Raw genomic sequence first — 12277 nt, 5'->3', positions numbered from 1 at the left:
AAGCGGGGAATAATAACATATCCCCCCAGCCGCACGCGATCACCGATAGGGTGCGGTCAAACTCACCATCATCTCAATATGCGCAGGATCGGCGTTAAGCGCGGGAATGTACTCATATTTCTTGCCGCCAGCCTCAAGGAAGAACTCCCGGTTCTGTACGGCAATTTCCTCCAGCGTCTCCAGACAATCAGCGGAGAAGCCCGGACACATCACCTGAACATGGTTTACGCCCTTCTCACCCAGCATTTTCAGCGTTCCATCGGTGTAAGGCGTCAGCCATGGTTCACGGCCAAAGCGCGACTGGTAGGTCATTATCACACGATCCGGGGAGATCCCAAGCGCATTAACCAGCTCACGGGTGGTATCACGACAGCGCTGCGGATAGTCGTCGCCCTCATCGGCATAACGTTGCGGAATGCCGTGATAGGAGAGCAGCAGCACGTCCGGCTCACCGTGTTTTTCGAACGAGGCTCTGGCACTTGCCACCAGCGCCTGAATATAGGCCTGGTTATCGGCGTAGTCACGGATAAACGAAATGCCCGGGATATGGCGTTTAGTCGCCAGAATGCGCCCCAGTTCGTCCCACACCGCGGCAACGGTGGAGCAGGAATACTGTGGGTACAGCGGCAGTACGACAATATGATCCACTTTCTGCGCCAGTAGCTCCTCTACCGCGCTTGCCAGCGACGGAGAGCCATAGCTCATCCCCAGCGCCACCGGAGTGTCTGGCAGACGTGCGGCCAGGGCCTGCTGCTGCTGGCGACTATAAACCATCAACGGCGAACCGCCTTCCATCCAGACCGACTGATACAGCTTTGCCACGCGCGGGGAGCGAATGGGCAAAATTGCGCCACGCAGCAGCGGCCACCACAGCAGCCGTGGCGTATCCACCACGCGCGAGTCGCTTAAGAACTGTCGCAGATAGCGTTTTACCGCCGCAGGAGTTGGTGCATCGGGGGTGCCGAGGTTGGCTAACAGAATGCCGGTTTTCATCTGACGCATTACCGCCTCTTAATCGTCTAAATGGCTGATAATTGTAGCTGAAAAGCGGGGAAGAAAAACTAATTGCTGCGAGAGGTGTTGCCGGATAAGGCGTTTACGCCGCCATCCGGCAATTTTACCGATTAGCCGAGGATTTTTTCCAGCTCTGCGCGCACGTCAGTCACGGCTTTGGTGCCGTCAACTTTAGCGTATTTGGTGTTACCCGCCTGTGCTTCTTTGGAGTAGTAGCCAATCAGCGGCGCGGTCATCTGATGGTATTCCACCAGGCGCTTACGCACGGTCTCTTCCTGATCGTCTTTACGGGTGGTCAGCTCTTCGCCGGTCACGTCGTCTTTGCCTTCCACCTTCGGCGGATTGAATTTGATGTGGTAAACGCGGCCAGACGCTGCGTGTACGCGACGACCAATAATACGGTCAACGATCAGCTCGTCCGGTACGTCGAACTCCAGTACGTAGTCAACGTTGATACCCGCTTCTTTCATGGCGTCTGCCTGCGGAATAGTACGCGGGAAGCCGTCCAGCAGGAAACCGTTGCGGCAATCTTCCTGTGCAATGCGTTCTTTCACCAACGCGATAACCAGTTCATCAGTAACCAGTTTACCGGCGTCCATGATGTCTTTTGCTTGTTTACCCAGCTCTGAGCCAGATTTTACCGCGGCGCGAAGCATATCACCGGTGGAGATCTGCGGAATACCGTACTTCTCCATGATGAACTGAGCCTGAGTTCCCTTACCCGCGCCCGGAGCGCCAAGCAGAATAATACGCATTGCGAAAATCCCCTCAAAAGTCGATTTAATTATTCAAAAAGCGCTAAACCATACCACCAGAACGCCGATGGCTCAAGGAAGGCCTCACGGCTGAAACGGTTAATGGTCAGATATTTTGCGTAGCGGGAGGTTTGATGCTCTCACCCCGACCCTCTCCCACGGGGAGAGGGTTAGGGTGAGGGGAAGGCTTAGGACACCAGCAGTTGGTTCATACGACGGATGAACTGGTTCGGATCTTCAAGCGTACCGCGCTCGGCAAACAGCGCCTGATCGAGTAGCAGTTCAACCCACTCGCTGAACTGCGCTTCGTCCTGGGTATCGGCGGCGCGTTTCACCAGCGGGTGATCCGGGTTCAGTTCGAACAGGTATTTCACTTCCGGTACGGCCTGGCCCGCAGCGGCAAACAGTTTTGCCATCTGGGTGCTCATTTCGTCCGCGTCGGTGGTGACAATCGCCGGGGTGTCGGTCAGACGATGCGTCAGACGCACCTCTTTCACGCGGTCGCCCAGCAGGGTTTTCACACGCTCAACGAACGGCGTCAGCGCTTTTTCCGCTTCTTTCGCGCTTTCGTCCACTTCATCAGCGAGCTTATCGATGGAGTCGTCCGCTTTCGCCACAGACTGGAACGCTTTGCCGTCGAACTCGGTCAGATAGCTCATCATCCACTCGTCGATGCGGTCAGACAGCAGCAGCACTTCGATGCCTTTCTTACGCAGCAGCTCCAGATGCGGGCTGCTCTTCGCGGCCGCATAGCTGTCGGCGGTGATGTAGTAAATCTTCTCCTGCCCTTCTTTCATGCGGGAGATGTACTCTTCCAGCGACACGGTCTGGGCAGAGGAGTCGGTGTGGGTAGACGCAAAACGCAGCAGCTTCGCAATAGTCTGCGCGTTGGCGCTGTCTTCCGCCGGGCCCTCTTTCAGCACCAGGCCGAACTGCTTCCAGAAGGTCTGATATTTTTCGCTGTCGTCTTTCGCCAGTTTCTCCAGCATCTGCAGCGCACGCTTGGTGAGCGCCGTACGCAGGTTACGGGTCACGGTGCTGTCCTGCAGGATCTCACGCGATACGTTCAGCGGCAGATCGTTGGAATCTATCAGGCCGCGCACGAAACGCAGATAGTTCGGCATAAACTGCTCAGCGTCGTCCATGATGAACACGCGCTGCACGTACAGCTTCAGGCCGTGCTTGTGATCGCGGTTCCACATGTCCCACGGTGCCTGCGACGGAATGTACAGCAGGCTGGTGTACTCCTGCTTACCTTCCACACGGTTGTGGCTCCAGGTCAGCGGGTCAGTAAAGTCGTGAGCAATATGCTTGTAGAATTCGTTGTACTCGTCGTCTTTGATTTCCGACTTGTTACGGGTCCACAGCGCCTGCGCCTTGTTGATTTTCTCCCAGGAAACCACGGTTTCACCGTCTTTCTCTTCCTGTTTTTCAATCTCTACCGGCAGCGCGATATGATCGGAGTATTTGCTGATGATCGAGCGTACGCGCCAGTCGTTCAGGAAATCATCTTCGCCTTCACGCAGATGCAGGGTGATTTCGGTACCGCGATCGGCTTTATTGATGTCGGCAACGGTGTACTCACCTTCGCCCTGGGACTCCCAGAACACGCCGTTTTCAGCGCTTTCACCGGCGGCACGGGTGCGGACGGTCACTTTGTCGGCGACGATAAACGCCGAGTAGAAGCCCACGCCAAACTGACCGATAAGCTGGCTGTCTTTCGCCTGGTCAGAGCCCATGGATTCGAGGAAGGCTTTGGTGCCGGACTTGGCAATCGTACCCAGATGATCGATGACCTCATCGCGGGTCATACCGATGCCGTTATCGGCGATGGTCAGGGTGCGGTTAGCCTGATCAAAGGAGACGCGAACGCGCAGTTCACCGTCGCCCTCGTACAGATCCGGGTTAGACAGCGCGCGGAAGCGCAGCTTGTCGGCCGCATCAGAGGCGTTAGAGATAAGCTCACGCAGGAAGATTTCTTTATTCGAATACAGAGAGTGGATCATCAGGTGCAGAAGTTGTTTTACTTCAGACTGAAAGCCGCGGGTCTCTTGTCCTTTCATGTTTGGAATACCTCAACGAAAACAGGTAACAGTAAGAAAAAAGCGTTGAGGAGGAGATGGGGATACGCAAAGAGAATTTCAAGCGGAGGCCAGCGTTTTGGCCTCCGTTTGGTCAGAATTTAATCTTGTGACGTCCGGCCAGAGAGTGCGACAGCGTGGTGCCGTCAACCATCTCCAGCTCGCCGCCCACCGGTACGCCGTGGGCGATACGGCTGGCTTCCACGCCATATTGCGCACAAAGCGCAGCAATATAGTTAGCGGTAGCTTCACCTTCAACGGTCGGGTTGGTTGCCAGAATCACTTCGGTCAGCGTTTCTGACGCCAGACGCTGTTCGAGCCTGTCGAGGCCGATATCGTCCGGGCCAATCCCGTCCAGCGGGGAAAGATGCCCCATCAGCACAAAGTAGCGGCCGGAGAACTGCCCGGTCTGCTCAATGGCGTAGATGTCCGCAGGACTCTCCACCACGCAGATCTGGCCGTTTTCCTGGCGACGCGGATTCGTACAGATGTTGCACACTTCCTGCTCGGTAAAAGTACGGCAGTCCGCACAATGACCAATTTCTGACATCGCACGCGTCAGCGCCTGCGCCAGGCGCATGCCGCCGCTGCGATCGCGCTGCAACAGCGTAAACGCCATGCGCTGTGCTGACTTCGGGCCAACGCCCGGCAGGCAACGCAGCGCTTCCATTAGCTGGGTTAACAGCGGGCTGGTTTGCATCAGAACGGCATCTTAAAGCCCGGCGGCAGCTGCATACCGGAGGAAACAGAGGCCATTTTTTCTTTCTGAGTTTCGTCGATACGGCGAGCAGCATCGTTGAATGCAGCAGCGACCAGATCTTCCAGCATATCTTTGTCGTCTTCGAGCAGGCTCGGATCGATTTCCACGCGACGGCAGTTGTGCGCACCGTTAATGGTCACCTTAACCAGGCCAGCGCCAGACTCGCCGGTCACTTCCAGTTGAGCGATTTCTTCCTGCATTTTCTGCATTTTGTCTTGCATCTGCTGGGCCTGTTTCATCAGGTTACCCAGACCGCCTTTACCAAACATAGGCTTCTCTCTCATTGATGGTGATATCGACCCGCAAGCCAGGCTTACGGTCAAATGGGGCGAATACTCTCTTCATCCAGGTCCGCATCGAAGAATCGACGCAGCGTCTGAATGTTGCTATCCGCAATCATGGCCTCGCGCGCCTGCGCGAGCTTTTCTTCGTAAATGGCCTGTCGCCACTCCAGCGGCGTGCGGTGAGTTGGATTATCATCTTCTGTGATGGTTAATTCAACGGGCGCACCCTGCAGCGTCGACATTGCCTCAGCCAGCGCTTTTTGCGCACCGGCCGAGTTCAGGTGACGTTGCGTTGGCCGTAAGTGCAGACAAACCTGATTGCCGGTCTGCTCTTTCCACGCGTTGAGCGCCACCTGCTCAACCAATTTCGGTAGCTGGAGCTGGCTGACCTCTGCCGCCCAGGCATCGCGTTCGATGGCCTCTGCCGCAAGCTTAGCCGCCAGCTCTGGCGTTTTCTCGTGCTCCAGCGCTTTTTTCAGCGCCTTCGGCGTGGCCACCTCTTCTTTCACGGTTTCGACAATCGTGGTGGCCTTCCAGCGGTACGCCTCTTTCTTCACCGCTTTCTGCTGCTCAAGCGCGGCAGGAGCCGGACGCGCCTGAACGCGCTCCGTCACGGATGCCAGTCTTTCCAGCGCAGCGTTATTCACCGGCCGCGCGCGGGAAGCGGCTGCCGGTTCACTCTTTTTTTGCTTTGGTCGCTCCCTGGGTGCGTTGCAGCTGGTTACGGGCTGCCAGCACCTGACTCGTGGAGTCCGGTAGCGATTCGTTCTGATATGCCAGGGCCGCCGGGCTTTGCGCGGGAACCTGATTAGGGTTCAGCACCGCCGTTGGCGCGACGGGCGCAAAAGACTGCGCCTGAACTTCCGGCTCTGGCAGCGGCTGGCGCGGGTGGAATGCCAGCGCGCGCAGCAGCGTCATTTCAATACCCATCCGCCTGTCTGGCGCATAGGGCAACTCTTTGCGCCCTACCAGCATGGTCTGATAGTAGAGCTGAACATCCGTGGGCGGTACGGTTCGCGCCAGTTCGCGCATCCGCTGCTCAACGGCCGCCATATCTGTACCCAGCGCCGATGGCGACAGCTGGACCATCGCGACGCGGTGCAGCAGGCTTTGCATTTCTACCAGCAGCGCCTCCCACTCAACGCCGCGCTGGGCGGCATCGTTAACGAGGTTCATCACGCGCTCGCCGTCGGCGGCGACCAGCGCCTCAACAATCGACAGCGCCTGTGAGTCGTCGAGGGTGCCGAGCATCTGGCTCACGGCTTCGGTGGTCAGCTGGCCTTCCCCGCTGGCAATCGCCTGATCGGTGAGGCTCAGTGCATCACGCAGGCTGCCGTCGGCGGCGCGTGCCAGCAGCTGTAACGCCCGTGGTTCAGACTCGATATACTCTTCGGCGAGAATATGCTCAAGCTGGTGACGGATCTGCTCTACGTCCAGCGCCTTCAGATGGAACTGCAGGCAGCGGGAGAGAATGGTCACCGGCAGCTTTTGCGGATCGGTGGTCGCCAGCAGGAATTTGACGTGCGATGGCGGCTCTTCCAGCGTTTTCAACAGCGCGTTAAAGCTGTGACGCGAGAGCATGTGCACTTCATCGATCAGATAGACTTTAAAGCGGCCGCGCGCCGGGGCGTACTGGACGTTATCCAGCAGATCGCGGGTATCTTCAACTTTGGTCCGCGACGCCGCATCGATCTCAATCAGATCGACAAAGCGCCCCTGCTCGATTTCACGGCAGTTATCGCACACGCCGCACGGCGTCGCGGTGATCCCGGATTCGCAGTTAAGCCCCTTCGCCAGCAAGCGGGCAATAGAGGTCTTACCGACGCCACGGGTGCCGGAGAAGAGATACGCGTGATGAATACGCCCTAACGATAAGCCATTCGCCAGGGCGGTCAGCACATGTTCCTGGCCGACAACGTCAGCAAAGGTTTGTGGTCGCCATTTTCGGGCTAAGACCTGATAACTCATGGGCAGGCTCTGAAACGCTGGAAGGTGGATAGTCGGAGAGTAATGCTAACACAGCCTCGCGGTGACCGCGAGGCTGTGTCTCGGGAACTGATAAATCAGGCGTTATCGTTGCAGCCAGTTTGGATTCGGACAGCGCGGAAAAACCGGAGCGTACCTGGAGTACGTGAGGATTTTGAGCACTGCCCGGAGGCAAAATGGCAAATAAGATAGCCTGATCAGTGTCCCGGGAATGGTACGAGGCTATAGCAGTTAATCCCCTGGCTCTCGAGGCGCTGCTCGCCGCCCAGATCGAACAGGTTGATGATGAAGGCGGCATCATTTACTTCTCCGCCCAGACGACGAATAAGCTTCACGGTGGCTTCAATGGTGCCACCGGTTGCCAGCAGATCGTCCACCACCAGCACTTTGTCGCCCGGTTTGATGGCATCGGTATGGATTTCCAGCTTATCGGTACCGTACTCAAGCTCGTAGCTTTCGGAAATGGTTTCGCGCGGCAGTTTGCCCGGTTTGCGCACCGGAACAAAACCGACGCCCATGGCCAGAGCTACCGGCGCGCCAAACAGAAAACCACGCGCTTCGGTGCCGACGACTTTGGTGATACCTGCGTCTTTGTAACGCTCGGTGAGCAGTTCAATGCTCAGCGCATAGGCTTTCGGATCTTCCAGCAAACTGGTGACGTCCCGGAACAGGATGCCAGGTTTTGGATAGTCCTGGACGCTTTTGATGCTGTTTTTCAGATATTCAAGCTGCTGTGCAGTCGCGGTCATAAGAGTGTGCCTGATAAAAACGATGTTGCTAAACGGCGCGCGATAACGGTATCAGAAGGGAGTTTCGCTCAACCTTTGACCAGTCGCACCCGTACTCGAAAACGCCCGAATTTACTGGCTGCGGGTGAGAATTGCAACCGTCATTCGTCAGCTTTCTGGTTTTTGTTGTTTTTTATCAACGACGGGAATACGCCACATAAAAATCAGCAAGCAGCTTAGGATAACCAACAGCAAAATTCTGACCCATGCCATTTTCACCAGCCATAATGAAACCGCGAAAGTGACTAAAATCAGAAGAATAGCGCGTGGTTTGGCGCCTTTTGGCATTGCTTTATGCTGCTGCCAGAAACGGAGATAACCGCCAAACCAGGAGCGGTACAGCAGCCAGTGATGAAAACGGGGTGATGAACGGGCAAAGCACCAGGCGGCCAGCAGAATAAACGGCGTCGTCGGCAACAACGGCAATACGACCCCCAATGTGCCAAGGGCTACCGCTAACCAGCCAATGATGATTAAAATAGTCCGTTGCATGATGAGAATCGTTATCAAATTTAGCCGCTAATGTAGCATAAACCGGAGCCGGAATCGGAAGGCCGATGTGAAAACTGATTTACTTTTACATACCCTTGAACAGCAGCTTGCGCAGCTTGAAGCACGCGTTGGCCCGCTGGCGCATTTTGCGACGCTCGGCCCCCGCTTCGACCGGCAGCTGTTTCAGACCCGCAGCCCGCTTTTGCAGGACTGCCTGGAAGAAACGCGCCATCATCTGACGGCGCTGAAACAGGCCATTGAGAAGCAGCAGTTGCCGCAAATTGTCTGGCTGGCGGAACGGCTGGCAGCGCAGGTGGAGGCGATCTCCCGGGAAACTGCGGCCTGGTCACTGCGTTCGTGGGACAGCGGTTCGCCGTCACTGATTCGCTGGCAGCGCAAGCGCCTGCAGCATCAGGAGTATGAGCGCCGCCTGCTGGAGATGACCCAGGAACGCCAGCGGCAACTGGCACAGACGCAGGATTTCACCGAACAGCAGCGCCTGACGCGTGAAGTTGAGGCTTTTAGCGGCAGGCTCACCCGCTGCCGCAAGGCATTGCAGGGTATTGATGCGGTTATTGCGCGCATGACGCGCTAACAAAGGAGAGAATATGTCGCTGGAAAACGCCCCGGATGACGTCAAACTGGCGGTCGATCTGATTATGCTGCTGGAAGAGCACGCCATCGCCCCACAAACGGTGCTGAGCGCGCTGGAAATAGTAAAACGTGATTACGAGAACAAAATGAAAACGACTCCTCCCCCATCGGGAAAGGAGCCGTTATAGCGCAGAATCAGGCCGGTGTCGGGTCGTCGCCCTTCACTTCGCGCTTCACTTCCGTCACTTCATCACCTTTTTCATTTCTCAGGTGAACTTCAAGCTGGTTGAAGGCGATGTCGATCCCGTTTTCACGGCACAGGCGATCGATGGCGCGGTTGAGTTCATCCACCGTATAGCTACGATCGCGCAGCTCGCGCACGTAGAGGCGCAGTTCGTGATCCAGCGTGCTGGCGCCGAACGTGGTGAAGAAGACCGAAGGTGCCGGATCCGGCATGACTTTCGAGTGCTCATGTGCCGCCTTCAGTAACACCTCTTTCACCTTATCGAGATCCGAGCCATAGGCCACGCCAAGGCGGATAACCACGCGGGTGATAGTATCGGACAGCGACCAGTTGATGAGACGCTCGGTCACAAACGCTTTGTTCGGAATGATCACTTCTTTACGGTCAAAATCGGTAATGGTCGTCGCACGAATTCGGATCTTGCTGACCGTCCCGGAGAAGGTCCCGATGGTGACGGTATCGCCAATACGCACCGGGCGCTCGAAGAGAATAATCAGGCCCGAGACAAAGTTACCGAAGATCTCCTGCAAGCCAAAACCAAGACCTACCGACAGCGCTGCCGCCAGCCATTGCAGTTTGTCCCACGAGACGCCAAGCGATCCAAACACCGTCATCGCGCCTGCCGCAATAATGACGTAGTTGAGGATAGTGGTTATCGCGTACGAAGCCCCCTGCCGCATGTTGAGCCTGGAGAGGACGATAACCTCCAGCAGGCCCGGCAGGTTGCGGATAAGCGCCCAGGCGACCATCGAGGCAATGATAGCGAAGAGCAGACTGCCGAGCGTGACGCTCTTCATCACGCTGACACCCGCTTCCGTGCCGTTGTATTGCCACAGCGTAATGCTGTCGAGATAAGCAAACACAGTGATGAGATCGGACCAAATCGCCCAGAACATCACGCCAAATAGCGCCACCATCACCAGCATGGTGATACGCAGCGTCTGCTGGTTAACCTGCTCAAGCGCCATGGTGGGCTCTTCCTGCGGCTCGGCCCCTTCGGCACCCTCTTTGACGATGTGCTGGCGACGGGCAAGCGCACGACGATAGGCAATACGGCGCGCCGCGACGCTCAGACCGCGCAGCACCGTCTGATACAGCAGGTTCCAGAGAATGACCAGATAAACGGTCTCAATCCAGCGCCCCGCCAGACGCAGCGTGGTATAGAAGTAACCGGTCGCGGTCAGCACCATCAGCGCAATAGGGACAATCGCCAGCACGGTCACGGTGATAAGACGCAGGCTGTGAGACTCTTTGTCACGCCAGGCGTCACGGCACATCGGCCAGATGAGCACGGCGATAAGCAGCAGGTTCAGCAGAATGACAAACTGCCCCAGCACGTCATCCATCAAATGCAGTGGCGACAGCTCGGAGACTACCGACCAGAAGTGCAGCGGCAGGAGCGCAAGGCTGACGCGGACAATCTGTCGACGCCAGTGGCTGGTGAGCTCCGGTGGCATATTGAAGTGAGTCACCGCCACGCCGTCTTTTTCGAGCACTTTCCAGCACAGACCGAACACCAGCCAGAACAACGCCAGTTTCTTACTGAACGCCCACAGCAGGTCGCTGATGTTGAGCTGCATGGTCAGCAGGATAAGCCCTACCGCCAGAATAATCATCACCACCGGCAGCGCCCGAATCAGGTCGATAAGAATCGCTTTCGGGGTATGCAGCTGAGTATCATTGCGCAGCTGTCCGACCTGGGACGCCAGCTTTTGCTGATATGCGCGCAGCCAGCCAAGACGCCAGCGAATGAGCCCGGCAATCAGCAGCAGCGGTAAACCGGCGAGGAAGGCGACAAACACCGCCGGCCACGCCTTTTCCCAGTTAACGGTAATTTTCATCGCCTTAAACTGGTCTTTCAGCGCTTTCGGGAAGGATTTAACCCAATCCCAGTCCATAGGTTTGTTGCTGTTCACCCAGAAAATCTGCTGGGTAAGGATCTCTTTGAGGTTCTTCGAGACGCTCACCAACTGCTGCTGGTTGATCTGCAGGTTGATAGCCATCATCAGCTGGTTACCCAACTGCTTGTTGAACTGATCGAGCAGTTCACGGCGCATATCGACAATCTGCAGTAGCGCATCGTGAACCTCCGGGTTCACATCCGCGCTGTGCCCCTCTTCCACCTTAGCGACAAAGGCATCGCTCTGGAACAGGGCATCGCGCTGCTGGTTGACGTCGAACTGCTCCAGACGTAAATCGGCGATGCGGTTGGTCATGTCCTGCAGTTCGTCTGCCGACGGCAGCGTCTGCTGCTGCTGGTAGAGGATACGCGACAGCAGCAGGCTCCCCTTCAGCACTGCGATCTGTTCTTTGATATTGCGTTCGGACTGCAGCGCACGGTCCAGCCAGTTTTTGACTTTGATGTTCTGCTGAACCAGCTGGTTACCATTTTCAGTGGCCGTGATGAGGCGCTGGCTCAGCTGATGGTTGATATCCAGCTCTTGTTTAACCAGCGGGTTGGCCTGAATGCGCGCGGTTTCATCCGGCGTTACGGCCTCCTGGGCGGTTTTTTCCGTCAGGGTCAGACGTTTACTGTTCACCGCTTCCTGCAGTAACTGCAGCTGGTGTTCCAGACGGTTGCTGTTGGCGGTGACGTAATCGCGTTGTTTTTGCAGGGTATCCTGCAGCGTAGTGTTACCTTCAAGGCTCTTACGCTGCTGATCTATCTGCGCGTTGAGCAATGCCTGCTGGGCCAGCAGCAGAGTTTGCTGGCTGGGACGCAAAGCGGCTTCTTCAACCGCAGTACCGTTCAGGCGGTTACGAATCTGTTGAAGCTGCTGCGAGGCCGTGTACATGGCGTTTTGCACGCGTTCTGGCTGGGTTTGCAGCGACACCAGTTGACTGTTGTAGGTGGCAAGGTCGCTTTGTGCGGTTTGCAACTGGTCCAGCATATCGGTGACCCGGGCTTCCAGCTGGCGCAGTGACAAGGTGCTCAGCGTTTTGCGGGTTTCCTCGTCGCTGTCCACATCGCTGAGTGCATTCAGGCTATCTGTCGCCTGACGCAGTTTCGCTGGTGCCTGCGCAACCTGTTGCTTAAGCGCGGCGGTCTCTTCTTTCACACGGTCAAGCTTATCCAGCGTCTGCAGCGTCTGATTAAGATCCTGCATGACCTGCTTATCTTGCGGGGTCAGCTCTTTTTGCTTGTTCAGGGTGTTTAACTGGGCCTGAACATCCGCGCGATCGGGCAGGTCATTGGCTCCGGCGCGGGCATACCCCACCGACGTCAAAGCAAAGAAGCTGATGGACAGCACGAACAGTGCTGTAAGCGTGTTTCGCCAA

The 12277-nt window shown here is 56.7% G+C and carries 10 protein-coding genes, 1 pseudogene and 1 other annotated feature; of the genes and pseudogenes, 2 read left to right on the top strand and 9 right to left on the bottom strand.

Translation table 11 applies throughout. The features are described 5' to 3' along the window. Positions 1-39: 39 nt before the first annotated feature. From hemH to GYRE_RS07905, 8 genes and pseudogenes are all read right to left on the bottom strand, one after another. Entirely contained in the window at positions 40-1002 is a 963-nt protein-coding gene (gene hemH, locus GYRE_RS07940) for a ferrochelatase (protein WP_038254388.1), read from the bottom strand. Between the two features lie 122 nt (positions 1003-1124). Then, on the bottom strand, positions 1125-1769 hold the full coding sequence (gene adk, locus GYRE_RS07935; RefSeq protein ID WP_006818864.1) for an adenylate kinase: 645 nt from the start codon (positions 1767-1769) through the stop codon (positions 1125-1127). A gap of 188 nt (positions 1770-1957) precedes the next feature. Then, a complete protein-coding gene (gene htpG / locus GYRE_RS07930) occupies positions 1958-3832 on the bottom strand; it encodes a molecular chaperone HtpG (protein WP_006818863.1) in 1875 nt (624 codons plus the stop codon). 112 nt (positions 3833-3944) lie between these two features. Further along, positions 3945-4550: a recombination mediator RecR gene (gene recR, locus GYRE_RS07925; protein WP_006818861.1), complete on the bottom strand. Its 606-nt coding sequence runs from the start codon at positions 4548-4550 to the stop codon at positions 3945-3947. Beyond that, positions 4550-4879 carry a YbaB/EbfC family nucleoid-associated protein gene (locus GYRE_RS07920; RefSeq protein ID WP_038254386.1) on the bottom strand — a complete coding sequence of 110 codons (330 nt, stop codon included), beginning with the start codon at positions 4877-4879 and terminating at the stop codon, positions 4550-4552. Before GYRE_RS07920 ends, recR begins: the two co-directional genes overlap by 1 nt. Before the next feature lie 50 nt (positions 4880-4929). Further along, positions 4930-6862, bottom strand: a pseudogene (gene dnaX, locus GYRE_RS07915) (DNA polymerase III subunit gamma/tau). After that, positions 5536-5601, bottom strand: a sequence feature (DnaX frameshifting element). It overlaps the preceding pseudogene by 66 nt. A 215-nt stretch (positions 6863-7077) precedes the next feature. After that, positions 7078-7629, bottom strand: coding sequence for an adenine phosphoribosyltransferase (gene apt / locus GYRE_RS07910; protein WP_038254383.1), 552 nt, complete (start codon positions 7627-7629; stop codon positions 7078-7080). 147 nt (positions 7630-7776) lie between these two features. Continuing rightward, complete coding sequence (locus tag GYRE_RS07905; protein WP_006818857.1) at positions 7777-8160, bottom strand: DUF454 family protein; 384 nt, start codon at positions 8158-8160, stop codon at positions 7777-7779. 67 nt (positions 8161-8227) lie between these two features. Here GYRE_RS07905 and priC point away from each other — a divergent pair, with 67 nt between their 5' ends. Next, complete coding sequence (gene priC, locus GYRE_RS07900; RefSeq protein WP_038254380.1) at positions 8228-8755, top strand: primosomal replication protein N''; 528 nt, start codon at positions 8228-8230, stop codon at positions 8753-8755. A gap of 13 nt (positions 8756-8768) precedes the next feature. Next, positions 8769-8942 (top strand): pleiotropic regulatory protein RsmS, encoded by a 174-nt coding sequence (rsmS, locus tag GYRE_RS23635; protein ID WP_006818855.1) that lies wholly within the window; start codon positions 8769-8771, stop codon positions 8940-8942. 7 nt (positions 8943-8949) lie between these two features. On the opposite strand, the gene mscK is transcribed toward rsmS, so the two are convergent. Further along, a partial coding sequence (gene mscK, locus GYRE_RS07895) for a mechanosensitive channel MscK (protein ID WP_038254379.1) occupies positions 8950-12277 on the bottom strand: 3328 nt, incomplete at its 5' end.

The sequence above is a fragment of the Yokenella regensburgei ATCC 49455 genome, assembly GCF_000735455.1.
Classification (GTDB): Bacteria; Pseudomonadota; Gammaproteobacteria; order Enterobacterales; family Enterobacteriaceae; genus Yokenella; species Yokenella regensburgei.
Note: the sequence above shows the minus strand (reverse complement) of the source record. Positions and strands in the feature narration are given on the sequence as shown.

Excerpts from the sequence above, each read along its gene's own strand:
- GYRE_RS07920 (WP_038254386.1), bottom strand. The coding sequence starts at position 4,879 with ATGTTTGGTAAAGGCGGTCTGGGTAACCTGATGAAACAGGCCCAGCAG.
- rsmS (WP_006818855.1), top strand. The coding sequence starts at position 8,769 with ATGTCGCTGGAAAACGCCCCGGATGACGTCAAACTGGCGGTCGATCTG.
- hemH (WP_038254388.1), bottom strand. The coding sequence starts at position 1,002 with ATGCGTCAGATGAAAACCGGCATTCTGTTAGCCAACCTCGGCACCCCC.
- apt (WP_038254383.1), bottom strand. The coding sequence starts at position 7,629 with ATGACCGCGACTGCACAGCAGCTTGAATATCTGAAAAACAGCATCAAA.
- recR (WP_006818861.1), bottom strand. The coding sequence starts at position 4,550 with ATGCAAACCAGCCCGCTGTTAACCCAGCTAATGGAAGCGCTGCGTTGC.
- adk (WP_006818864.1), bottom strand. The coding sequence starts at position 1,769 with ATGCGTATTATTCTGCTTGGCGCTCCGGGCGCGGGTAAGGGAACTCAG.
- htpG (WP_006818863.1), bottom strand. The coding sequence starts at position 3,832 with ATGAAAGGACAAGAGACCCGCGGCTTTCAGTCTGAAGTAAAACAACTT.
- GYRE_RS07905 (WP_006818857.1), bottom strand. The coding sequence starts at position 8,160 with ATGCAACGGACTATTTTAATCATCATTGGCTGGTTAGCGGTAGCCCTT.